Origin of the sequence: Bacteroides rodentium JCM 16496 (assembly GCF_000614125.1) — a bacterium.
Lineage (GTDB): Bacteria > Bacteroidota > Bacteroidia > Bacteroidales > Bacteroidaceae > Bacteroides > Bacteroides rodentium.
The window spans coordinates 44,895-69,536 of record NZ_BAKJ01000024.1; the positions used below are offsets into that span (position 1 = coordinate 44,895).

Genomic DNA, 24,642 nt, shown 5'->3' on the forward strand with positions numbered 1-24,642 from the left:
CCCGTCGGAACAGATTGTTTCTCTTATATGAAACGACTTGTTTCGACGGGATAAAACGATTTGTTCCGTTATAGGAAACACTTTGTTTCCTTATAGAGAACACTCTGTTCCACTATAGGAAACAAACGGTTTCCATAGTCGAAAATGAAATGGGGTATATGCTTCATTGATACCGCTATTGCTTTTCCTCCTCGAATATTCGGTTGAAAACTTGCCGCAGCCGTCCTTCATCTGCGATAATGGCTTGGAGTCTCTTCAGCTGTTCCGCATTCTTCCCCTCGGGAAACCAGAGCTTCAGATAACCGCCGGGTGCATATTTTGCCATGAGATGCTGATGGAACCGCTGGTAGTGCCACTCCTTGTCGGCGGCAGGATTCTGTTTCAAACCGTACTGCACGGTGCGGCGCAGGGTGATGTCCGGGTCGATGATACGGTCCGCTTCGGCAACAATCTTGCCGTAGATGCTGCGAGGTTCGTGGTCTGTGGAGGCGCGGTGGTCCTCTACGGCTTCTTTCATGAGGAGTATTTCCGTATCGGAGAACCATTGCCGCAGGGTGGAGTCCGCCATCAGTATCTCGCCGGAGACAAGGTGGTGGGTGGCGCGGTCACGGCACAGTCCCGTATCATGGTAGGCGGCAATGACGTATGCCAGGCGTTCGTCCGCTTCGGGATATTGCCGGGTGAGGGCAAGGCTTTCTTCGATGACGGTACGGACGTGTGAGAGGTTGTGTGCCTTGTCAAAGTCCCGGTAACGGGGAATGATTTCTGTCTCGATATAGGTAATGAGGGTCTCGGGTATCATGTGGCATTCCTTTTTAGGAGGCGAAGATATAATAAAAGAGCCGGAATGTGCGAATCATTCCGGCTCTTTTATGAAAGGTTTCGGTTATTGTTGTTAGGAATAAGATTTCTTACTTTAAGAGAGAGTTTGTCAATTACATGTTAGGGTTGTCCATGATTACCGTCATCTCGGGAACCAGTATGTATTCGCCTTTCTTGCTGTTCCATTTATAGTACGTGGTAGTCACCGTCTTGCCCTGGTATGCATAGCGGATGCACATGTCGTTGCCCCATGTATTCTTGGTGCTGTTCCATTTCAGGGCTTCGCTTTCTGTCATGCGGTTCTGGTCGTCGTACTTATAATTGTACTTCATATAGTTGGCGAGCGTGTTTCCGTCCATCTTGTATACGGTCTCTGCTACCTTCATGCCATTTACTTCTTCCGAATTGTAAATGAGGTTGCTCTTATTGTCGGCTGAGGCATTTAATCCGCAAACTAAGAGAAGTGCTGAAACAATCACTGTTTTTAAAGATACTTTTGCTTTCATGGTTTTATGTCTTTTTTAGTTTAACTCTCTATTTTCTATCAATATGTCATTGATTTCGCTGCAAAGGTACATATTAAATTGACATAAATATAAATATTGGGTTTAATTTTATCAATATGTCAGTAGTAAGGGCTTCGGTGTGCTTTCTTTTTGGCAAGATAGATGAACAAAAAATATCCGGCAGTGAGGTTGCCGGATATTCTGATGAGCAAACTGTATTTCGAAAGGATTGCTTCTGTTGCTTTCTGATTGTAAGTTAAATAAAGTTATTGGGTGGCTTAGTGTGCCTGCAACCAGTTCTCTCCCCACCCACAATCGGCTTTCAGGGGTACGTGCATGCGATATGCCTGCTCCATCTCCTCGATTACGATTTTCTGTACAAGCTCCTTTTCAGCTTCTGGAACGCTGAAATTTAGTTCGTCATGGACCTGCAAAATCATCTTTGCTTTCAGATTGTAAGCTTGGAAGCGCTGATAGATGTGTGCCATTGCCACTTTGATGATGTCGGCGGCACTTCCCTGGATGGGGGCGTTGATGGCATTCCGTTCGGCATAGCCCCGTACCACCCCGTTTCTTGAGTTGATGTCCGGCAGGAAGCGCTTGCGGTGGAAGATGGTTTCCACGTAGCCCTGCTCGCGTGCCACCTGGATGCTTTTGTCCATATACTCCTTCACTTGCGGGTAGGTTTCAAAGTAGCCGTCTATCAACTCTTTGGCTTCCTGGCGGGAAACGCCCATGCGTTCGGCAAGCCCGAAGACGGAGATGCCGTAGATGATGCCGAAGTTTGCCGTCTTTGCCTTGCGGCGCATGTCGGCGGTTACGTCGTTTATATCTATCTTATATATCTTGGCAGCGGTGGCGGCGTGGATGTCGTGTCCGCTGAGGAAGGCGTCTATCATGTTCTTATCCTCGCTGAGGTGTGCCATGATGCGTAGCTCTATCTGCGAGTAGTCGGCGGAGAAGAACTCGCAGCCGCTGTCGGGGATGAACGCCTTGCGGATTTCCTTTCCGTCTTCGTCGCGGATGGGGATGTTCTGCAGGTTGGGGTTGCTGGAGCTGAGGCGTCCGGTAGCGGTCACCGCCTGGTTGAAGGAGGTGTGTATGCGGCCCGTACGCGGTTGATGAGCTGGGGTAGGGCATCTATATAGGTGCTCAGCAGCTTCTTCAGTCCGCGGTACTCGAGTATCTTCCCGATGATGTCGTGCTTGCTGCGGTAGCTCTGCAGCACCTCTTCGGAAGTGACGTATTGTCCGGTCTTGGTCTTTTTGGCCTTCTCCACGATTTTCAGCTTGTCGAAGAGCACTTCGCCCACCTGCTTGGCGGAGCTGATGTTGAATGTTTCGCCAGCCATCTCGTAGATTTCCTTTTCAATCTCCTGCAGGCGGACGGTGAAGTGTTGGGACGATTGCTTCAAGGCTTCCGTGTCAAGCAGCACTCCGTTGCTCTCTATATTGACAAGTACGGGTACGAGCGGCATCTCTATTTCGTAGAACAGATGTTCAGCGCCTTGCTCCTTCAGTTCCTTCTCTAATATGTTTTTCAGTTTGAGGGTGACGTCCGCATCCTCGCAAGCATAACGGTAGACATCTTCGGGCGGAAGGTCGCGCATGTTCTTTTGGTTTTTGCCTCGCGCGCCAATTAGCTCATCGATGTGGATGGTCTGGTAGTGCAGGTAGATTTCCGCCAGATAGTCCATGTTGTGTCGCAGTTCGGGTTGAAGCACGTAGTGGGCAAGCATGGTGTCGAAAAGTTTGCCCTTCACCCGGACGCCGTAATTTTGGAGGATAATCATATCGTACTTGATATTTTGTCCCACCTTCATGGATTTCTCGTTTTCGAAGAGGGGACGGAACTCGTTTACAATTTTTAAGGCTTCCTCTCGTTCGGCGGGAACGGGTACGTAGTATGCTCGGTTTTCGGCATCGCTGAAGCTCATTCCTACAAGTTCGGCGTCCATTGGCTCGGTTCCGGTAGTCTCGGTATCTATCGAGAGAATTTCGCTTGTAAGTAACTTTTGAATAATTTCTGCTCTTTTGTCTTCTGTATCAATGAGTTGATAGTCTACATCGAGCATTTCTAACCGCGTCAGATTTGAATTTTCAGAAACGCTCGTCCCCTCGCCCGCAAAATTTGCAAACAAATCGCCTTGAATCGGGGCACTGTTTTCGGGAGTGGAGGTTTGCGGCTGGGCAAACAGCGTTCCGGCAAAGAGGTCGGGTGCCGGAGAGGTTGGAGTAGGGGAGGACGAATTGCCGCTTCCCTTTTTGAGTACCCGGTCGATGAGTGTGCGGAATTCCAACTCCTCGAAAATCTTGCGGAGTTCTTCTTCGTTCGGTTCTTCGCGGACGAGCGAATCCATGTCGAGCTGAATGGGAACATCTGTTTTGATGGTAGCAAGGAATTTGGAGAAGGTAATCATCTCGCGGTTGGTTTCCACTTTCGTTTTCAGTGCGCCTTTCAGCTGGTCGGTATGTTCCAGCAGGTTTTCGATACTGCCAAATTCGGCAATCAGTTTCTGTGCGGTTTTCTCACCCACACCCGGACAGCCGGGGATGTTGTCGGAAGCATCGCCCATCAGTCCCAGCATGTCGATGACCTGCTCGGTGGTCTGTATGTTGAACTTCGTCTTCACTTCTTCGGTACCCATCACTTCGAATCCGCCGGTGTGCTTGGGGCGGTACATAAAGACACGGTCCGATACCAGCTGCCCGTAGTCCTTGTCGGGCGTCATCATATAGGTGGTGATGCCCTGTCGTCCGGCTTCGGTGGCAAGGGTGCCTATCACGTCGTCCGCCTCGTAGCCTGCCACCTCGAGGATGGGGATGCGGTAGGCGCGGATGACGTCCTTTATAATAGGTACGGAAAGGCGGATGGCTTCGGGTGTCTCCTCGCGCTGTGCCTTGTATTGCTCGTAGGCCTCGTGGCGGAAGGTGGGGCCCGACGGGTCGAAGGCTACTCCTATGTGTGTGGGATTCTCTTTTTTGAGCACTTCTTCCAGGGTATTTACAAAGCCCAGAATGGCCGAAGTGTTGAATCCTTTTGAATTGATTCTCGGGTTCTTGATGAACGCGTAATAGGCTCGATATATCAGTGCATAGGCATCGAGCAAAAACAGTTTATCGATTGAATTCATACATTTAATCCTTTTTTTCATGGTAAAAGTACAAAAAAATACCGTATTAACCGTTTTATTACTATTTTTGTAGGCAAATAGCGATGCATGGACAACTCATCATTGATAAAATCTCCGATTTCTGAGGAATTGGAGGACTTCAAGAAGCTTTTTGAAAGTACCCTCTCCAGTTCCAACCTTTTGCTGAACAGCGTAATTGCGCATATCCGGCAGAAGAACGGGAAGATGATGCGCCCCATTCTGGTACTTCTGGCTGCGAAGCTTTTTGGCAAGGTATGTCCTGCAACCCTGCATGCTGCGGTTGCGTTGGAACTTCTTCATAATGCCAGCCTTGTGCACGATGATGTAGTGGACGAAAGTACTGAACGCCGTGGACAACTCTCCGTTAATGCCATTTTTAATAATAAAGTAGCCGTACTGGCAGGCGATTATCTGCTTGCAACAGCGTTGGTGCAAGTGGGCATGACCCGTAACCATGACATTATCGACATCGTCTCCTGCCTGGGGCAGGATTTGGCAGATGGTGAACTTCTGCAGCTTTCCAACGTCAGTAATCTTCATTTCTCCGAGGAAGTCTATTTCGACGTTATCCGCAAGAAGACGGCCGTGCTCTTTGCAGCTTGTACGAAGGCGGGCGCTCTCTCGGTGGGGGCCAGCGATGAAAAGGCGGAATCTGCGCGTCTGTTCGGTGAATATATCGGGCTTTGTTTTCAGATAAAGGATGATATTTTCGATTACTCCGAGAGCAAGGAAATAGGCAAACCTACCGGAAATGATATGGTGGAGGGGAAGTTGACCCTGCCCGCGCTCCATGTACTCAATACCGTGAAGGATAAAACTGCGGAAGAAATTGCCGTAAAGATAAAGAATGGGGAGCAACGCCTGGCGAAATAGCCCATTTAATCGAATTTACCAAGCAGCATGGTGGTATAGAGTATGCTTCGCAAGTGATGTATGACTATAAGGAAAAGGCTCTTTCTTTGCTGGCTTCTTTGCCCGATACGGAGGTAAAAGCAGCGCTTGCCGGGTATCTGGATTATGTGGTGGAGAGGGAAAAATGACGGAACTGTTTCCGGTTGATAATATGAGAAAGCCTGATGGATTGGGTTCCATCAGGCTTTATTTATAGGTAAATACAGCTTTCTCTTAGAAGAACTTCATCTCCTCACCCTTGATTTCCGAAAGCAGCAGGTTGGCAAGGCGGCTGGTTCCCAGACGGAACAGCTCGTTGTTCAGCCATTCTTCGCCGAGCACTTCCTTGACGATGGTGTAATAAATCAGTGCGTCGTTCACGCAGTTGATTCCTCCTGCGGGCTTGAAACCTATCTTGATGCCCGTTTCTGCATGGTATTCCTTGATGGCTTGGCACATCACGAGGGCGGCTTCCGGTGTGGCGGCAGGCTGCTGCTTGCCGGTGGAAGTCTTGATGAAATCGGCACCCGAATACATGGCAAGGATGGATGCTTTTTTGATGTTCGAAGCCGTCTTCAAGGCTCCGGTTTCGAGGATTACCTTCATGTGGTGCTCTTTGCAGGTGGCTTTGAGTTCTTGTATCTCCTCGCACATGCCTTCGTAGTCACCTGCCAGGAACTTGCCCACGGAGATGACGATGTCTATCTCGTCGGCACCTTCCATCAGTGCCATGGCGGTTTCTGCCACTTTCACCTCCATGAAAGTCTGGGAGGAGGGGAAACCTGCTGATACACAGGCTATCTTTACATCTTCCACTTCCAGTGTGTCTTTCACGACTTCGGCAAAGTTGGGATATACACAGATGGCTGCAACGTTCTTCAGGTCGGGGAATTTCTCGTCGAATTCGTTCACTTTCTGGGTGAACTTCATCACGCTCTCATCGCTGTCCTCACTCTTCAGGGTAGTGAGGTCGATGCAGTTGAAAAGTAATTTCTTTACTTCCGGCGTATTGTTTGCCGGTACTTTCTCTGCGATGATTTGGGCGGTTTTTGCGGCTATTTCCGCATCATCCAGTTGGGTGTTGTACTTGGCCAGGGCAGCGTCATACTTGCTCTGGGTAGGTTCATTCTTCTCCATGATTGTTCAGTTTTGGGTTGTTGATATGTCTTGTCCGGTCACGCTTGGTTTTCTTTTCGATGTTGCGGCGGAAGGCTTCGGTGAGGTCCACGCCGGTCTGGTTGGCGAGGCAGAGGAGCACCCACAGCACGTCGGCCATCTCGTCGTCGAGGTTTTCTTTCTCGCCGGCCTTGAAGGATTGGTCGCCATACTTGCGGGCCATGACGCGGGCGAGTTCGCCCACCTCTTCGGTCAGTACAGCCATGTTGGTCAGCTCGCTGAAGTAGCGCACCCCGTATGTCTTTATCCACTCATCCACCTGCTGCTGCATGCTGCGCAGGGTGGGTGAATCGTTGTTTTCTATCGTATTCATCGCTGTTCCTTTTTTGTTTCATTCTTTGTTTTTCGTATCTATGCAGATGGTGACGGGGCCGTCGTTCATCAGCTCCACTTTCATGTCGGCTCCGAACTCGCCCGTACCAATCTCTTTGCCCAGGGCAAGACTCAGTTCACGGCAGAATTGTTCGTATAGCGGGATGGCTGTTTCTGGTCGTGCTGCCCGTATGTAGGAGGGGCGGTTGCCTTTCTTGGTGGAGGCGTGCAGGGTGAACTGGCTGACAACCAGTATCTCGCCGCCCGCCTCAAGGATGGACTTGTTCATTACGCCGTTTTCATCGTCGAATACGCGCAGGTTGACTATCTTCTTGCATAGCCAGTCGATATCTTCCTTCCCGTCGCTCTCTTCGATGCCCACGAGTATCATGAAGCCCTTCCCGATGGAGGCTTTGCTGGTTCCGTTGATGGTGACGGAGGCGTGTCCGGCACGTTGTATCACTACTCTCATATCGGTATTCTTTTTGATTACAAAGTTACGAATTAATTCGTTGCGCGGATGGTTTTGCGGGCTGATTTGTGGGGTATTATGATATGTTTTGTCAGACACTGGACTTTGACGTGTCAGACACCGGATCTTGACGTGTCAAAGTCCAGTACCTGACATGTCAAAGTCCAGTACCTGATAAGGGAATGTCAATGTGCTGATAATCAGCGCTTATATTTCCGAGAAATAGTCTTGGATGGTCCTCGCCTTCGCTTCGCCCACCACAGCGGCAAGCTCTTCGGCAGATGCTTCGCGGATGCGCTTCACGCTTTTGAACTCCTTGAGCAACGCGCTTTTCGTCTTTTCACCGATGCCTTTTATTTCGTCCAGTGCGGAGGCAATCTGCCGTTTGCTGCGCTTGTCGCGGTGGAAGGTGATGGCGAAGCGGTGCACTTCATCCTGAATCTGCGTCAGCAACCGGAAGAGAGGGGTGTTCTGTTTCAATCCGATGGTCTGGGGAGGGAAGCCGTACAGCAGCTCCGAAGTGCGGTGTTTGCCGTCCTTGGCAAGTCCGGCGATGGGGATGTTCAGGCCAAGCTCGTCTATCACCTCTTTTACGGCGCTCATTTGCCCTTTTCCACCGTCGGTGATAAGAAGGTCGGGCAGGGGCGTTTTCTCTTCTATAGCGCGCTGATAGCGTCGTTTTACGACTTCTTTCATGGAGGCATAGTCGTCCGGTCCCTCTACGGTCTTGATGTTGTACTTGCGGTAATCCTTCTTGGAAGGTTTCCCCTTGACGAAGACCACGCACCCGGCCACGGGGTCGGACCCTTGGATGTTGGAGTTGTCGAAACATTCTATCTGCATGGGCAGGCGGTCCAGGTGCAGCTCTTGCTGTATCTCTTTCAGCAGGCGCACGGTCCGTTGCTCCGGATTCAGCTTTTCGGCTTGTTTCAGGCGGTCGGCTTTGTACTGCTTCACGTTGAGGATGGAGAGTTCCAGCAGCTTCTTTTTGTCTCCCCGTTGCGATGGTAAAGACGACATCTTTCAGCTCCATATCCAGCTCAAAAGGCACGATGATTTCGCGAGAAAGGCTCTTGTATCTTTCCCGCATTTCGATGATGCCGAGAGAGAGCAGTTCTTCTTTGCTCTCATTCAATCGCTTCTTGTATTCAAAGGTGAAAGCCTGGTTGATGGCACCGTTCGTAATGTGCAGGTAGTTGACGAAAGCGGACTTTTCATCGCTGTCTTCTTCGATGGAGAACACGTCGATATTGTGCAGCACGTTGCTTACCACTTCCGATTTCGCCCGGTAGTTTTCCAGTAGCAGGTATTTCTCCTTTATCTTCTGTGCTTCTTCAAACTTCATTTCGGCTGCCAGTTCCTGCATCTGCTGGAAAAGCATCCGTTCTATCTCCTGGGTATTCCCTTTGAGTATTTCCTTGATTTCAGCGATGTTTTTCAGATACTCTTCCTGGCTTTGCTTCCCGATGCAAGGTCCTGCACAGTTCTTGATGTGGTATTCCAGGCAGACGTTGAACTTCCCGGCACGTATATTCTCCGGAGAGAGGTTCAGGTGGCATGTACGTAAAGGGTACAGATGTTTGATGAGGTCGAGCAGGGCGTACATGGAAGGTATATGCTGTAAGGGCCATAATAGGAGGAACCGTTGCGGATTATCTTCCGGGTCCGGAATACACGTGGAAAGTATTCGTTCTGCACGCAGATGCTGGGATACGTTTTGTCGTCTTTCAACAGTACGTTGTAGCGTGGCTTGTATTTCTTGATGAGATTGTTTTCCAGCAATAGCGCGTCTTCTTCCGTATTCACCACGATATACCGGATATCTGCAATCTTGCTGACCAGTACCCTCGTCTTTCCCGGTTCGTGCTCCCGGTTGAAGTAGGAAGACACTCTTCGCTTCAGATTTTTTGCCTTTCCTACATATATAATAGTCCCTTCGGTATTCAGATATTGGTAAATACCGGGACTTTCGGGAAGGTTGGATACAATCCCTTTGAGGTAGTCGTTAGTTCTGAGTTCTTCCATAATACCGACGTTTCACCACAGATTACACAGATTAGCGCAGATTTCTCTTCGATAAAACTATGTTGTGTGGTGGATAAATAATCTGTGTAATCTGTGGTGAAATATGAAATGTCTAAAGCGACAGCACAGTCTCCACTTCCACATCATCTCCAAACACATCCTTGCCATGAAGCTCTTTCAGCTCGATGATGAAGTTTACATACACTTTCTTGGGGCTCATCTGTTTCACCAGTTTGCAGGCGGCTTCCATTGTTCCACCGGTTGCCAGCAAGTCGTCGTGTAGCAATACTACATCATCTTCATTGATGGCATCCTTGTGCATCTGCACGGTGTCTTTGCCATATTCTTTATCATAGCTTTCTTCAATGGTTTCTGCAGGGAGTTTTCCTGGCTTGCGGATAGGTACGAAGCCTGCCCCCAGTCTGGTGGCAAGAATGGGACCCATAATGAATCCTCTTGATTCTATACCCACTACTTTGGTGATGCCTTTGTCTTTATACATCTCATATAGTGTGTCCGAGAGTTCTTGCAAGGCGGCAGGTTCCTTGAACAAGGTGGTTACATCGTAGAATAGAATTCCCGGAATGGGGAAGTCGGGTATTTCTCGGATGCTTTTGGTAAGAGTTTCTTTGCTCATAATCAGTTTATTTAATACGTTTATTGAATTCTTTGTTTCACGTGGAACTTTGCGCCCTATCGTCCGCAAAGTACCAGTAGCACGTTGATGTCGCTTGGAGATACTCCCGGAATCCTACTCGCTTGGGCTATTGTTTCAGGATCTATCTTCATCAGCTTCTGTCTGGCTTCGGTGGAAAGGGATTGAATGGAATTATAGTCAAACTTACCTTTTATCTTGATGCTTTCCAATCTTGCCAATTTATCTGCAATAATCCGTTCGCGTCCGATGTATCCCTCGTACTTGATGAGTATTTCTGCAGCTTCTATAATTTCTTCCTTTCTATCGGATATTTTATCCAGTTCTCGTTTAAAGGCACTGACGTGTTCGGCAATGTTCTCAATCGTTACCTGCGGACGGTTTATCAAATCTATCAATTTGCATCCCTGGCGCAGTGGAGTAGTACCGAGTTGTTCCAATACCGGATTGATTAATGCCGGTTTCATCGAGTAATTCCGCGCGAAGTCTATAATCCGGTTCACGGCTTCACGCTTTTCTGTCAGCAGCTTGTACCGCTCTTCCTTGACGAGTCCCAGCTTCCAGGCTTTTTCCGTGAGTCGCATGTCCGCATCATCCATACGGAGCAGGATACGATATTCGGCACGGGAAGTAAACATACGGTAAGGCTCGTCCACACCTTTTGTTACCAAGTCATCGATTAAAACGCCGATATATGCTTCATCCTTGCAAGGGTGAACGGCTCTCCACCATGGCAATTGATGTGGGCGTTGATGCCTGCCATGATTCCTTGTCCGGCTGCTTCCTCGTAACCGGTTGTTCCGTTTACTTGTCCGGCAAAGAACAGATTCTTTATATTCTTCGTTTCCAGCGTATGTTTCAGTTGGGTAGGGTCAAAGAAGTCGTATTCGATGGCATAGCCCGGACGGTAGATGACCAAATCTCTGAATGCCGGTATCTTTTTCAATGCTGCAATCTGGATGTTCATGGGCAATGAAGAAGAGAATCCATTCAAGTAGAGCTCCTGGGTTGTTTCCCCTTCGGGCTCCAGGAAAAGCTGGTGCTGCGGTTTGTCGGGGAAAGTCACAATCTTGGTTTCTATACTGGGGCAATAACGTGGCCGATACTTTGGATTTGTCCGTTGAAAAGGGGAGAATCCGGCAGACCTTCCCGCAGGATGCGGTGTGCTTCTTCGTTGGTGAAGCAGGTCCAGCAGGGGAGCTGTTTGAGGTGGCGTACACCGGTGTTCATGAACGAGAACTTGTGGAAGTCACATTCTCCGTCTTGGATTTCCATATCCTCATAATGCACGCTGCGCCCATCTATGCGTACGGGGGTTCCCGTCTTCATGCGTCCGAAGGTGATGCCATGTTTTGCGATGGATTCGGTTAATTGGTAGGATGCAGGTTCTGCCATACGTCCGCCCGGAAGCATGGTACGTCCCACGTGCATCAGTCCATTGAGGAAAGTTCCTGCGGTGAGTACTACACATTTGGCATGGAACGTTACTCCCCATAATGTGACTACTCCCGTAATCTCACCGTTCTCAACGAGGATTTCCTGCACGGTATCCTGCCAGATATGCAGGTTGGGGATATTTTCCAGTATCTCTCTCCATGCCCAGATGAATTTGTTGCGGTCGCACTGTGCGCGCGGGCTCCACATAGCGGGACCTTTGGAGCGATTCAGTATACGGAACTGTATGGCTGTCCGGTCTGTCACCAATCCCATATATCCTCCCAAGGCGTCTATTTCGCGTACTATCTGTCCTTTGGCGATGCTCCCACTGCCGGGTTACAGCTCATCTGTCCGATTTTGTTCATATCCATTGTGATAAGACAAGTCTTCGAACCCAGGTTTGCAGCAGCGGCAGCGGCCTCGCATCCTGCGTGTCCGGCGCCGATTACAATAACGTCATACTTAAATTCCATTCGTTCTGTGTAGTTTAAAGCCGCGCAAAGTTACGAAAAAAGTTGCATCTATGGTGCAGTGCCTTTATAGTTTCGGCATTTATCGTAATATGACCCGTTGGCGGAATTGACTGTTTGGGCAGATGCACACACCGGCTTTATCTTGTCCTGTTCTTTAGTCTGCTTCCTAGCCGCTCCCTATCTGCTCCCTGTTTGCTCCGTACTTTCTCCGTATCTATATGTACGGACCATATACGGACCAGGTACGGAGCGGGTACGGAGCGGGTGGTAAGATGTCTGTCCGGCTAAGAAACAGCAGGCTTGCCCTTTGAAAAGGCATGATTATGTCATTTATTGGCTCGAAATTTCTATTTTTTTTCCCTGAATCGGCTTATCTTTGCTTTCGTAGAAACAATAAAAAGTTATAATACTATGAGAAGACTTTTCCTCATATCGTCATTTTTGACGTTGTTTGCAATCGGAAGCTCGGCGCAATGGAAGCCGGCAGGTGATAAAATCAAAACGGATTGGGCGCATCAAATTAACCCCTCTAATGTGTTGCCCGAATATCCTCGTCCCATCATGGAACGGAGTGACTGGAAGAACTTGAACGGGCTTTGGAATTATGCCGTTATAAATAAAGGTGAGCATCTTCCGGCAGAGTTCGAAGGGCAGATACTTGTTCCTTTTGCCATCGAATCCTCCTTGTCCGGAGTTGGAAAAAGAATCAATGAAAACCAGGAACTGGTCTACCAGCGTAGTTTTGAAATCCCTTCCGCCTGGAAGGGAAAACAAGTGCTGTTGCACTTTGGCGCTGTCGACTGGAAGACGGATGTATGGGTGAATGACGTGAAAGTGGGCAGCCATACGGGGGGATTTACTCCGTTCTCCTTCGATATTACTGCCGCCCTTTCTGGCAAAGGCAACAATCAGTTGGTCGTAAAAGTTTGGGACCCAACGGATAAAGGGCCTCAACCCCGTGGAAAGCAGGTCCGCAATCCGGAAGGTATCTGGTACACCCCCGTAAGCGGTATCTGGCAGACGGTGTGGCTGGAACCCGTTGCCGGAAAACATATCGAGAATCTCCGTATCACTCCCGATATTGACCGTAACCTGTTGACAGTGAAGGCTGAATTGAATAGTGCATGCCCTTCCGACTTTGTGGAAGTGAATGTGTATGACGGCAATCAACTGGTAGCCACCGGCAAAAGTATCAATGCAGAGCCGGTGGAGGTGTCCATGCCCCGGAATGCCAAGTTGTGGAGTCCGGATTCCCCCTTCCTCTATACGCTGAAAGTGACGCTGAAAAGCGGAGGCAAGGTAGTGGATAAGGTGGACAGCTATGCTGCCATGCGTAAGTACTCCACCCGTCGTGACGCGGATGGCATCGTACGCCTGGAACTGAATAACGAGGCTTTGTTCCAGTTTGGACCGCTGGACCAGGGTTGGTGGCCCGACGGATTGTATACAGCTCCCACAGACGAGGCTTTGCTGTATGATGTACAGAAGACGAAAGATTTCGGTTTCAATATGATTCGCAAGCATATCAAGGTGGAACCGGCACGTTGGTACACACATTGTGACCGTTTGGGCATCATCGTATGGCAGGATATGCCGAGCGGTGACCGTAATCCGGAATGGCAAATGCGGCAGTACTTCAATGGCACGGAGAGGAAACGCTCTGCCGAATCGGAAGCAACCTACCGCAAGGAATGGAAGGAAATAATGGATTGCCTCTACTCTTATCCGTGTATCGGCACCTGGGTACCGTTCAACGAAGCCTGGGGACAGTTCAAGTGTGTGGAGATAGCCGAATGGACGAAACAATATGACCCCACCCGCCTGGTGAACCCCGCAAGCGGCGGCAACCACTATCCCTGTGGCGACATGCTCGACCTGCATCATTATCCGCAACCGGAACTGTTCTTGTACGACGGTCAGCGTGCCACGGTTCTGGGTGAGTATGGCGGTATCGGCCTTGTCTTGAAAGACCATATCTGGGAACCGAACCGCAATTGGGGATATGTTCAGTTCAACTCTTCCAAGGAGGTTACGGATGAATACGAGAAGTATGCCGACATACTGTACCGGCTTGTCTCCAAGGGTTTCTCGGCAGCCGTCTATACACAGACCACGGATGTGGAGGTGGAAGTGAACGGTCTGATGACTTACGACCGCAAGGTGATAAAGCTGGATGAGAAACGCGTGAAGGAGATAAATACACGCATCTGCAATTCACTTAAGAAATAGGGGCATTTACAATTTACCATTTATAGTAGAACAGAAATGATTTGCGAAAAATACGGAGTAACTTACTTCTCCTCCTCCGGGGAGGAGGAGTACCCGAAGGGGAGGTGGTAGCGATATATATAGCATTGTTTTTCATTACTTTGTATTCCCTACCACCCTGCCCGTTGGGCACCCCTCCTCCCCCGGAGGAGGGGAATTAAGTTACTCTCTATTTCACCTCTTTTCTTCGCAATTCATTTCTGTTTGACTATACAAAGTACAATTTGGCTGCGCTGTCATCTGCATAGTTAAATTGTACTTTGTAAATGGTAAATTGTACATTAAAAATGTTGTTATGAAACGATTGATTATAAAGCTTTTCCTTAGTCTGTGCCTATGGGCGGTATTGCCGGTCTGTGCGCAGGATGCTGTTCATTACTATTTCAGAACGATGGATATCCGGAACGGTCTTTCGCAGAACACCGTGTATCAGATTTTGCAGGATAGGAAAGGCTTTATGTGGTTCGGAACCAAAGACGGTCTGAACCGTTATGACGGATTGTCATTCCGTATTTACAAGAAAGAGAATTCCGGTTTAGGCAAGAATTTCATAACTGCGCTCTATGAGGACCGCCGGGGCAATATCTGGATTGGTACCGATGGGGGAGTCTTTATTTACGACCCGGTACTGGATTCCTTTACCGCTTTCGATGAGGCCAGTGATAACGGCAGTATCATCAGGGATTTCGTCACCATGATTGGAAGTGACGAGGACGACAATATCTGGATATCGGTAGAAAACCAGGGGTTGTTCTGCTATAAACCGGCTGAAGGGAGGCTGTTGAACCATCTGCACGATTCGGGACTGCCCAATGTCACCCGCTTCTGGCTGAATGGGAATACGTGTTGGCTGGCCTTGTATGCGGATAATCTTTACTATGCGAAAGCTGACTTTGAAACTCCTCTGCAGCCTTTCAAGGACACGGAAGGAAATGAGATTTTCAAGAATGATATTATCAACTGGCAGGTCAGCGGACCCCATAATTGTGTGTATGTCGCTTCGCAGAACGGGCTGACCGAGATAAACCAGACCACAGGCAAGACACGCAGGCTGCTGGATACCTATGTGAGGGCTTTGCAGTTCAAATCTGACGACGAACTGTGGGTGGGTGCGGAGTCCGGCTTGTATATTTACAACCTGGCGAATGACAAGATTACCCATTTGACCGTTCCCGGCCAGGATGATTCGTATGCATTGTCGGACAATGCCATTTATTCGCTCTGCTGCGACAAGGAGAACGGCATGTGGATAGGCTCTTATTTCGGTGGGGTGAACTATTGCCCTTATCAGTGGACTTATTTCGAGAAGTTCTATCCGAGAGACAATCTCAGGCATTTCGGCCGTCGTGTACGGGAAATCTGTGAAAGCAATGACGGCACCTTGTGGATAGGCACCGAAGACAAAGGCTTGTTCAATTACAATCCGGAAAACGGCAGGATAGAGCCTTTTGAGCATCCGGCCATTTATCAGAACATCCACGGCCTATGCCTGGACGGGGATGATTTGTGGGTAGGTACGTTCTCCGGTGGTCTGAACCGGGTGAATCTTCGGACCAGGCAGGTGAAGCATTACAGCAAGGGTGAGAGTGAGAATTCCATGGTCGCCAATGACGCTTTTACCATTTGCAGGACCACTACGGGAGACGTGTGGATAGGCACCACGTCCGGTTTATTGAAGTACAATCGCTCCACAGATGACTTTACCCGGATTCCTCAGCTGAAGAATATGTTTACTTATAACATTCTGGAGGACTTCAACGGAAATCTGTGGTTTGCTACTTTTTCCAATGGAGTGTTCTGCTACAATGTAAGAAGCCGGCAGTGGAGGAATTATCTGTCTAATGAGAATGATTCGACTTCTCTTCCCTACAATAAGGTAATCAGTATCTACGAAGACAGCAGGAAGCGTCTGTGGTTCATGACACTGGGTGAGGGCTTCTGCCGCTACAATCCGAAAACGGATAATTTTACCCGTTATGACATGTCGAAAGGATTTCCGAGCAATACCATCTACAAGATGGTCGAGGACAAGCGGGGAAACTTATGGATTACTTCCAACGACGGCTTGGTATGCTTCAATCCCGATACGGAGAGCAAGCATGTCTATACCACTGCCAACGGGCTACTGAGCAACCAATTTAATTTCCAGTCCGGTTACATTGACAAGGAGGGACGCATCTATTTGGGAAGTATCAACGGATTCATAGCCTTCGACCCGGAGACTTTTGTGGAGAACACTTTTCTCCCTCCCGTAGTGATTACGGACTTCTTTCTGTTCAACAAACGGCTTTCGGCGGACAGCCGGATTCCCCTTTGGAGAAGAGCATCACCTATGCGGATGAGATAGAGCTGGATGCCGACCAGAATTCGTTCTCTTTCCAGGTTGCGGCCCTGAGTTACCAGGCACCCGAAATGAACGGTCTTGAATGTAAATTGGAAGGCTTTGACCGCGACTGGTATGCGGTGGGACGGAATTCTAGTATCAACTATTCAAACCTTCCTTACGGAAGCTATCGATTGCGTATAAAAGGTTCCAACAGCGACGGCAAATGGAACGCGACGGAACGCGTGCTCGATATCCATATTCATCCTCCTTTCTATCTCTCTACCTGGGCGTATGCTGTCTATACACTATTGGCGTTATGCTCGCTGGCTGCCGTAATCACCTATTTCAGGAAACGGACCCGGCAGAAGCATCAGCAGGCTATGGACAAGTTTGAGCGGGAAAAGGAACGGGAGTTGTATACTGCGAAGATAGACTTCTTCACGAATGTGGCGCATGAGATACGTACACCGCTTACACTGATAAAGAGTCCGCTCGAGAATGTGTTGGCTTCCCGTTCTGTTTCGGATGACATCAGGGATGATTTGGAGACCATGGAACTGAACACCAACCGGCTGCTCGATTTGGTGAACCAGTTGCTGGACTTCCGGAAGACGGAGACGCAAGGCTTCCAGCTGAACTTCGTGGAATGCAACGTGGCGGAACTCTTGCAGAAGACGTATAAGCGTTTCAAGCCTTTGGCACGTGAAAGGGGGCTGGCATTGAGTATAGAGACTCCCGAAAGCTTGTATGCTTCGTTGATAGGGAAGGGCTTACCAAGATTATCAGCAATCTGCTGACCAATGCGATAAAGTATTCGGCGACCTATATACGCATCAGGCTATATTCGGAAGGTGAAAGACTGCTGCTTTCTGTATGCAATGACGGCCTTGTCATTCCGGTAGAGATGCGCGAGGAGATTTTCAAGCCGTTCATCCAGTATAAGACCGGTGCGTTGCGCTCTGTGCCCGGCACCGGTATCGGGCTTGCACTTGCCCGTTCATTGGCCGAACTCCATGAGGGTGCGTTGTGCATGGAAGACTCGATGGAGAACAACTGTTTTCTGCTGTCACTTCCGCTGAAGCACGAGCAGACGGTGGCCATAGAGCATAAAGAACCGGTAACGGGCGGGGAATCCTCTGAGGAAAGTGGTGCAGGTACTGCCTTGGAACAGCACCGGTATACTCTTTTGGTGGTGGAAGACAGTCTGGAAATGCAGGCATTTGTTGTGAAACAGCTCTCTTCGGAATATCGTGTGCTGACTGCCTTGAACGGGGTGGAAGCTCTGAAGGTGTTGAAGGAGCATACCGTGAATCTTGTCATCTCGGATATTATGATGCCCGAGATGGACGGATTGGAGCTGTGCGAGCATCTGAAGTCCGAGCTTGACTATAGCCATATACCGATTATCCTGCTTACGGCGAAGACGACCCTTCAAGCCAAAATAGAGGGAATGAAGCTGGGGGCTGACGTATATATAGAGAAACCTTTCTCCGTGGAATATCTGAAAGTTTGTGTGGCCAACCTGCTGAACAACCGTGAGAAGCTACGGGCTTCTTTTGTCAATTCTCCTTTTGTGCAGACGGGCAGTATGGCAATGACAAAGGCAGATGAATCTTTCCTGAAGAAGCTGAACGAAGTGGTATTGGCCAATATGCAAGACCCCGACTTCAGCCTGGATGATATGGCAAGCCTGCTGAACATGAGCCGGTCGAGCCTGAACCGGAAGATAAAGGGCATATTGGATATGACTCCCAATGATTACATCCGCCTGGAGCGGTTGAAGAAAGCGGCGCAGCTTTTAAAGGAAGGAGAGTGTAAAATCAATGAGGTTTGCTATATGACCGGCTTCAATACTCCTTCCTATTTCACCAAGTGCTTCCAGAAGCAGTTCGGTATTCTGCCCAAAGACTTCGTGAAGTAGCCGCCGATAGGGATTGTCTGGTTGGATTTTTGTATTGTTTGAGTGGATTATTCTATTTTATATTTTAAGAAATCACTACTTTTGGGCTGTTTTTTATTACAGATGTTTTGCTCCGGAAAAAAGGGGCAGACCTAAATTTTATGAAGACTGTATTATGAAAGATACATTAATCAACAGAAGAGAATTCCTCAAGAATATAGGAATGCTTGGAGCCGGAGTGCTTCTCTCGGCCAGTCCTTGGCTTTCCGCTTTCTCGGAAGTAAAGGAAACTTCCCATGAGAAATGCCGTATTGCCGTTATTGGACCAGGGTCGCGGGGACGCTTCTTGATGAGCTTCCTGGTTCAGAACCCAAAGGTCGACATCGTGGCCTTGTGCGATATTTACCAACCTTCCATCGACAAAGCCTCAAGCTGGCCCCGAACGCGAAAGTCTACAACGACTACCACCGTGTGCTGGAAGACAAGACCATTGATGCGGTGGTGGTGGCTACCCCGCTGAACTCCCATTGCCAGATTGTGCTGGATGCCTTCGACGCAGGCAAGCATGTCTTCTGTGAGAAGACGATAGGCTTCACTATGGAAGAGTGTTACCTCATTTACCAAAAGCATATCCAGACCGGCAAGGTGTTCTTCACCGGTCAGCAACGGCTTTTCGATCCCCGCTACATCAAAGCAATGGAAATGATACACGCCGGTACGTTCGGTGAAATAAATGCCATCCATACATTCTGGAACCGCAACGGAGATTGGAGGCGCGAAGTGCCCTCTCCCGAATTAGAACGTTTGATTAATTGGCGCCTGTATCGCGAATACTCCAAGGGTTTGATGACGGAGCTGGCTTGTCATCAGTTGCAGATTGGCAGCTGGGCATTGCAAAAGCTTCCGGAAAAGGTGATGGGGCACGGTGCCATCACCTATTGGAAAGATGGGCGCGAGGTATACGACAATGTGAGTTGCATATACGTGTTCGATGACGGGGTCAAGATGACGTTTGATTCTGTGATCTCCAATAAATTCTATGGTTTGGAAGAGCAAATCATGGGTAATTTGGGTACGGTGGAACCGGAGAAAGGCAAATACTACTTTGAGAGTGTGCCGCCTGCTCCCGGTTTCTTGCAGATGATAAACGATTGGGAAAACAAAGTGTTCGATTCGCTGCCCTTTGCCGGTACAAGCTGGGCTCCGGAAACAGCCAATGAGAACAAGGGTGAGTTTATTCTGGGTGAACGCCCCAAGTCGGATGGCACCTCCTTGTTACTGGAAGCTTTTGCCGAGTCTGTCATTACTTGCAAGCAGCCTGAACGCATCGCCGAAGAGGGTTACTACGCAAGTATGCTCTGCCTGTTGGGCGACCAGGCCCTTCAAGAAGAAAAAGTCCTTTATTTCCCAGACGAGTATAAAATAGATTATTTGAATCACAAAGCGATAAAAACTGAAGCCGTATGAAAGATACCATCATCACTACTCGCCGGAAAAGGATAGAGCTATGGACCTTGTTGACCTGTTTTCTCATTGGCAACTTGGCAAATTTGTATGCGATAATTTCCTATAAGACTCCTTTTTCGGAAATGCTGACCTCGATTTTCTATGTTCTGGCATTTTCTTGTGTGCTTTATGTTTTTTGGACCTTGTTGCGGCTTTTGTTCTACGGGATACGGTCGTTGCTTTTGAAGAAAGCAAAATAAAATATGAAAAACAGTTGAACTTAAATTACGAATAATGACAACACGAAGAGACTTCTTGAAGACCATGACCATGGCTTCTGCCGGATTGGCACTGGGTACCGGCGATGTGCTGGCAAACCCCACCTCCTTTGCAGCGCAAAGAAAAGTGACGGATAAAGTGAAGATTGCCTACATAGGCATTGGAAACCGCGGCGAGCAGATTATCAACGATTTCGCCCGCACAGGTATGGTCGAGGTAATCGCCCTGTGCGACGTAGACATGGGGGCTGCCCATACGCAGAAAATAATGAACAAGTATCCCAAGGCAAAACGTTTCCGCGACTTCCGCCAGATGTTCGACAAGGCGGGCAATGAATTCGATGCGGTAGCTATTGCCACTCCCGACCATTCACACTTCCCCATCAGCATGCTGGCGTTGGCATCGGGAAAGCACGTCTATGTGGAGAAACCTTTGGCACGTACTTTCTACGAGGCCGAACTGCTGATGCAGGCTGCCTTGAAGCGGCCCAACTTGGCCACACAGGTGGGTAACCAAGGACACTCCGAAGCCAACTACTTCCAGTTCAAGGCGTGGATGGATGCCGGCATCATCAAAGACGTGACAGCGGTGACCGCACACATGAACAACCCTCGTCGTTGGCACAAATGGGACACAAACATTTATAAATATCCGGCAGGACAACAACTGCCGAAAGACATGGAATGGGACACTTGGCTGGGAGCGGCTCCTTACCATGAATATAACAAAGACTATCACTTGGGACAGTGGCGTTGCTGGTACGACTTTGGTATGGGTTGCCTGGGCGACTGGGGGGCGCACATACTGGACACTGTACATGAATTCCTGGAACTGGGATTGCCGTATGAGGTAACCATGAAGTATGCCAACGGACATAACGATTACTTCTTCCCCTATTCTTCCACCATCCTCTTCCGCTTCCCGCAGCGCAAGGGTATGCCGCCGGTAGACATCACTTGGTACGACGGTCTGGACAACCTGCCCCCGATTCCTGCCGGCTACGGTGTATCGGGACTCGACCCCAACATCCCTTCTACCAATCAGGGAGACACTCCGGCATCCAAGCTGAACCCCGGAAAGATTATCTATACCAAAGACTTGGTTTTCAAGGGGGGAAGCCATGGAAGCACTCTCTCCATCATCCCCGAAGAGAAAGCCAAGGAGATGGCCGACAAGTTGCCCGAAGTGCCCAAGAGCCCGTCCAACCATTTTGAAAACTTCCTGCTGGCTTGTATGGGACGCGAGAAGACCCGTTCACCGTTCGAAATCAACGGTGTCCTGAGCCAGGTATTCTCTTTGGGAGTAATAGCCCAGCGCCTGAACACGCAACTGTTCTTCGATCCCCGCACGAAGCAAATTACAAACAACGAGTTTGCCAATGCCATGCTGGCCGGAGTGCCGCCTCGCAAGGGATGGGACGAATTCTATAAATTGTAATAATCTTATAGTAAAATAATCAACGGAAGAAATATCAATATGAAGAAAAATTATTTATTGCTTTTGTTCTTGTGCTGCGCATCGATGGTTTCGGCACAGAATTGGGAACCTCTTTTCAACGGAAAGAACTTGAACGGCTGGAAGAAGCTGAACGGCAAGGCCGAATACAAAGTGTGGATGGTGCCATTGTGGGTGTCTCAAAAATGAACACTCCCAATACGTTCCTGGCTACCAAGAAGACTTATGGCGATTTTATTCTGGAATTTGATTTCAAGATAGACGACGGGCTGAACTCGGGCGTACAGCTGCGCAGCGAGAGTAAGAAGGACTATCAGAACGGTCGCGTACACGGCTATCAGTTTGAGATTGATCCCTCTGAACGTGCATGGTCGGGTGGTATCTATGATGAAGCCCGTCGCAACTGGCTCTATCCCTTGACACAGAACCCCTCTGCCAAGAGCGCCTTTAAAAACAACCAGTGGAACAAGGCCCGCATTGAGGCCATCGGCAACTCTATTGCCACTTGGATTAACGGCGTGCCCTGCGCCAACATCTGGGATGATATGACTCCCGCCGGCTTCATCGCGCTGCAAGTACACGCCATCGGCAATGCTGCCGACGAAGGCAAGACCGTAAGCTGGAAGAACATCCGCATCTGTACTACCGATGTAGAACGCTACCAGACTGCCCGCAAGGCTCCGGAAATCAACGTTATCCCCAACACTATCTCTCCGAGCGAAGCCAAAGAAGGCTGGACACTCCTGTGGGACGGCAAGACTACCGAAGGTTGGAGAGGTGCCAAGTTGAAATCTTTCCCCGAACACGGATGGAAGATGGAAGACGGTATCCTGAAAGTAATGAAGAGCGGTGGTGCGGAATCTGCCAACGGTGGCGACATCGTGACTACCAAGAAGTACAAGAACTTCATCCTGAAAGTAGACTTCAAGATTACCGAAGGTGCCAACAGTGGTGTGAAGTATTTCGTAAACCCCGACATGAACAAGGGAGCAGGCTCTGCCATCGGTTGCGAGTTCCAGATTCTGGACGATGACAAGCATCCCGATGCCAAGCTGGGTGTGAAGGGTAACCGCAAGCTCGGTTCGCTTTACGACTTGATTCCGGCTCCGGCCAAGAAGCCTTTCAACAAGAAAGAGTTCAACACAGCCATGGTCATTGTGAAAGGCAACCATGTAGAGCATTGGCTGAATGGCGTGAAGCTGATTGAGTATACTCGCCAGAACGAAATGTGGAATGCGTTGGTGGCTTATAGTAAGTACAAAAACTGGCCTGATTTCGGTAATGCAGAGTTCGGTAATATCCTGTTGCAGGACCACGGAGATGAAGTTTGGTTCAAGAACATAAAGATTAAAGAACTGTAGTAAGTTGCTATACATAACTTGCGACATCTAAATTCTGATTACTAATATTTTGTAGGAAAGGGCAAGCTGCAATGTTGTGACTTGCCTTTTTCCTTTCTTTAAACACTGTTTTTTCAAGGATATGCTCCAGCATCTTTATAAATTTTCCGATTCGCATGGTGGGCTGCTTTATGCTTGGTTCCCGGCAATGCATACGCGGGTAGACCTGCTGCTGCGTGGCATGCAGGGCGAAGACCTGCTGCTGCGTGCGGTCGGTGCCATCCGTCAGGAGCTGTGTCGTTTGGAGAAGATGGGCAATTGCTATGATGCTGGGAGCGAATTGGCATGCCTGAATCGTACGGCATCCGTGAAGCCGCAGCCGGTGAGCCGGGAGCTTTATGACATGCTTGCCTTTTGCATTGATTGTTATACCCGGACCGACGGATGTTTCGATGTGACAGTTCATTCGGATTGCCATACGCAGGAGTCTGTCCATACCGTCCGGCTGTCGCCCGGGGAGCAGACCCTCTTCTTTTCACGTCCCGGAGTGACTATCAACCTTTCCGGTTTCCTGAAAGGCTATGCTCTGGAGAAGATACGGCCACTGCTCCGGCAGTTTGGGGTGGACAATGCGCTGGTCAATATGGGCAATAGTTCCGTGCTGGCCTTGGGGTGCCAACCGCAGGCCGAAGGGTGGAAGGTGAATTTCGGGCAGAGCCGCATGCCGGGCGAAAGGGCATGGCCGGACCTCCTGTTGAAAAACGAATGCCTTACTACTTCGGGGAATGATTCGCACACGCGGAAACATATTATCGACCTCGAAGCGGAAAGCTGATAGAGGGGAAAAGGGAAGTGGCTGTAGTGACAGCTAATGGAGCGGTTGGCGAAGTGTTGTCGACCAGCTTGTTCGTAGCAGAGAGTGGTGTGCGCGAACGTTTGAAAAAGGAGTTTTGTCCCCGCCTGATATTTGATTTTTAGTAACAATTAAAAAATAACTTGGGCATTTCAATCATCAGTTTCATGGATTATATATATCTGATACGGGATTGCGGATAATGCAGGCCGTCTGTCAGGTACCGGATTCTGAGCCGTCAGACTCCGGTACCTGACAGCTTGGACACCAGTGTCTGACGGCTCAAACACCGGACTCTGTCAAAGTGCAGTCGTTGCTCCTGGAACGGCATGGCCGGGACATTCAAGTGTCCAAGTCATTTTTCGTATCTTACTTATCTGTTTCAGCCTGCACCTCTTTCACCTTTTTGCGTATCGCCCTGTTCATCGGGGTTTCCGGTGAAACCTTTATGGATATTTGTTGCATCTATAGATGCAGCACGCCATGTCTATACAACTACAACATGGCCAAGTTAAGGTTTGCAGTCGTCAAATAGGGGTTTACAGTTTTCAATCCCAGCTTCAGCATCATTCCCCCTATTTTGTTTTTTGCCAAAACGTCTTTCACTGGAAAGTACTGTTAGCCAACCACTTCTTTGCAAAGGTGAAGGATGTGAAGCATAGAAACTTGTTTTATAGTAGAAAGTAATTGATTTGCGAAAAATACGGAGTAACTTAATTCTCCTCCTCCGAGGAGGAGGAGTACCCGAAGGGGGAGGTGGTAGCGATACATATAGCATTGTTTTTCATTACTTTGTATTCCCTACCACCCCGCCCGTTGGGCACCCCTCCTCCTCGGAGGAGGGGAATTAAG

At 49.1% G+C, this 24,642-nt stretch carries 9 protein-coding genes and 8 pseudogenes; 8 read left to right on the plus strand and 9 right to left on the minus strand.

Annotated features, from left to right (window positions below; genetic code table 11):
• Nucleotides 1-175: 175 nt before the first annotated feature.
• The 3 genes and pseudogenes from JCM16496_RS11930 to polA all read right to left on the minus strand — a co-directional run bounded on the left by JCM16496_RS11930 (nucleotide 176) and on the right by polA (nucleotide 4,461).
• Entirely contained in the window at nucleotides 176-802 is a 627-nt protein-coding gene (locus JCM16496_RS11930; RefSeq protein WP_025834517.1) for an HD domain-containing protein, read from the minus strand.
• A gap of 133 nt (nucleotides 803-935) precedes the next feature.
• Nucleotides 936-1,328 (minus strand): DUF3836 domain-containing protein, encoded by a 393-nt coding sequence (locus JCM16496_RS11935; protein WP_025834519.1) that lies wholly within the window; start codon nucleotides 1,326-1,328, stop codon nucleotides 936-938.
• Nucleotides 1,329-1,606: 278 nt separating this feature from the next.
• Nucleotides 1,607-4,461, minus strand: a pseudogene (gene polA / locus JCM16496_RS11945) (DNA polymerase I).
• A gap of 87 nt (nucleotides 4,462-4,548) precedes the next feature.
• Here polA and JCM16496_RS11950 point away from each other — a divergent pair.
• Nucleotides 4,549-5,522: pseudogene (locus tag JCM16496_RS11950) on the plus strand (polyprenyl synthetase family protein).
• An 85-nt stretch (nucleotides 5,523-5,607) separates the two neighbouring features.
• On the opposite strand, the gene deoC reads toward JCM16496_RS11950, so the two are convergent.
• The 6 genes and pseudogenes from deoC to mnmG all read right to left on the minus strand — a co-directional run bounded on the left by deoC (nucleotide 5,608) and on the right by mnmG (nucleotide 11,923).
• Nucleotides 5,608-6,510, minus strand: coding sequence for a deoxyribose-phosphate aldolase (gene deoC, locus JCM16496_RS11955; protein ID WP_025834521.1), 903 nt, complete (start codon nucleotides 6,508-6,510; stop codon nucleotides 5,608-5,610).
• On the minus strand, nucleotides 6,497-6,862 hold the full coding sequence (locus JCM16496_RS11960) for a nucleotide pyrophosphohydrolase (protein ID WP_025834523.1): 366 nt from the start codon (nucleotides 6,860-6,862) through the stop codon (nucleotides 6,497-6,499). The genes deoC and JCM16496_RS11960 overlap by 14 nt, the downstream gene beginning before the upstream one ends.
• Before the next feature lie 18 nt (nucleotides 6,863-6,880).
• Nucleotides 6,881-7,333: a D-aminoacyl-tRNA deacylase gene (gene dtd / locus JCM16496_RS11965; protein WP_025834525.1), complete on the minus strand. Its 453-nt coding sequence runs from the start codon at nucleotides 7,331-7,333 to the stop codon at nucleotides 6,881-6,883.
• Between the two features lie 207 nt (nucleotides 7,334-7,540).
• Nucleotides 7,541-9,358 (minus strand): annotated as a pseudogene (uvrC, locus tag JCM16496_RS11970) (excinuclease ABC subunit UvrC).
• 112 nt (nucleotides 9,359-9,470) lie between these two features.
• Nucleotides 9,471-9,995, minus strand: a complete 525-nt coding sequence (locus JCM16496_RS11975; RefSeq protein ID WP_025834527.1) for an adenine phosphoribosyltransferase — start codon at nucleotides 9,993-9,995, stop codon at nucleotides 9,471-9,473.
• Nucleotides 9,996-10,051: 56 nt separating this feature from the next.
• Nucleotides 10,052-11,923 (minus strand): annotated as a pseudogene (mnmG, locus tag JCM16496_RS21855) (tRNA uridine-5-carboxymethylaminomethyl(34) synthesis enzyme MnmG).
• A gap of 411 nt (nucleotides 11,924-12,334) precedes the next feature.
• On the opposite strand from mnmG, the gene JCM16496_RS12000 reads away from it, so the two are divergent.
• The 7 genes and pseudogenes from JCM16496_RS12000 (at nucleotide 12,335) to JCM16496_RS12030 (ending at nucleotide 23,915) form a co-directional block, all read left to right on the plus strand.
• The gene (locus JCM16496_RS12000) at nucleotides 12,335-14,152 is read left to right on the plus strand and encodes a glycoside hydrolase family 2 protein (RefSeq protein ID WP_025834534.1); all 1,818 of its coding nucleotides are present in this window, start codon (nucleotides 12,335-12,337) and stop codon (nucleotides 14,150-14,152) included.
• A 334-nt stretch (nucleotides 14,153-14,486) separates the two neighbouring features.
• Nucleotides 14,487-18,438, plus strand: a pseudogene (locus JCM16496_RS12005) (two-component regulator propeller domain-containing protein).
• Between the two features lie 154 nt (nucleotides 18,439-18,592).
• A pseudogene (locus tag JCM16496_RS12010) lies at nucleotides 18,593-19,884 on the plus strand (Gfo/Idh/MocA family protein).
• A complete protein-coding gene (locus tag JCM16496_RS23770) occupies nucleotides 19,881-20,123 on the plus strand; it encodes a hypothetical protein (RefSeq protein ID WP_025834535.1) in 243 nt (80 codons plus the stop codon). Before JCM16496_RS12010 ends, JCM16496_RS23770 begins: the two are co-directional and overlap by 4 nt.
• 34 nt (nucleotides 20,124-20,157) lie before the next feature.
• Complete coding sequence (locus JCM16496_RS12020) at nucleotides 20,158-21,579, plus strand: Gfo/Idh/MocA family oxidoreductase (protein WP_025834536.1); 1,422 nt, start codon at nucleotides 20,158-20,160, stop codon at nucleotides 21,577-21,579.
• 39 nt (nucleotides 21,580-21,618) lie between these two features.
• A pseudogene (locus tag JCM16496_RS12025) lies at nucleotides 21,619-22,958 on the plus strand (3-keto-disaccharide hydrolase).
• Between the two features lie 121 nt (nucleotides 22,959-23,079).
• Nucleotides 23,080-23,915: pseudogene (locus JCM16496_RS12030) on the plus strand (FAD:protein FMN transferase).
• Nucleotides 23,916-24,642: the final 727 nt, after the last annotated feature.

What these genes read in the sequence shown, in the direction of transcription:
- JCM16496_RS11930 (WP_025834517.1), bottom strand. Translation starts at nt 802, where the DNA reads ATGATACCCGAGACCCTCATTACCTATATCGAGACAGAAATCATTCCC.
- JCM16496_RS11935 (WP_025834519.1), bottom strand. Translation starts at nt 1,328, where the DNA reads ATGAAAGCAAAAGTATCTTTAAAAACAGTGATTGTTTCAGCACTTCTC.
- deoC (WP_025834521.1), bottom strand. Translation starts at nt 6,510, where the DNA reads ATGGAGAAGAATGAACCTACCCAGAGCAAGTATGACGCTGCCCTGGCC.
- JCM16496_RS11960 (WP_025834523.1), bottom strand. Translation starts at nt 6,862, where the DNA reads ATGAATACGATAGAAAACAACGATTCACCCACCCTGCGCAGCATGCAG.
- dtd (WP_025834525.1), bottom strand. Translation starts at nt 7,333, where the DNA reads ATGAGAGTAGTGATACAACGTGCCGGACACGCCTCCGTCACCATCAAC.
- JCM16496_RS11975 (WP_025834527.1), bottom strand. Translation starts at nt 9,995, where the DNA reads ATGAGCAAAGAAACTCTTACCAAAAGCATCCGAGAAATACCCGACTTC.
- JCM16496_RS12000 (WP_025834534.1), top strand. Translation starts at nt 12,335, where the DNA reads ATGAGAAGACTTTTCCTCATATCGTCATTTTTGACGTTGTTTGCAATC.
- JCM16496_RS23770 (WP_025834535.1), top strand. Translation starts at nt 19,881, where the DNA reads ATGAAAGATACCATCATCACTACTCGCCGGAAAAGGATAGAGCTATGG.
- JCM16496_RS12020 (WP_025834536.1), top strand. Translation starts at nt 20,158, where the DNA reads ATGACAACACGAAGAGACTTCTTGAAGACCATGACCATGGCTTCTGCC.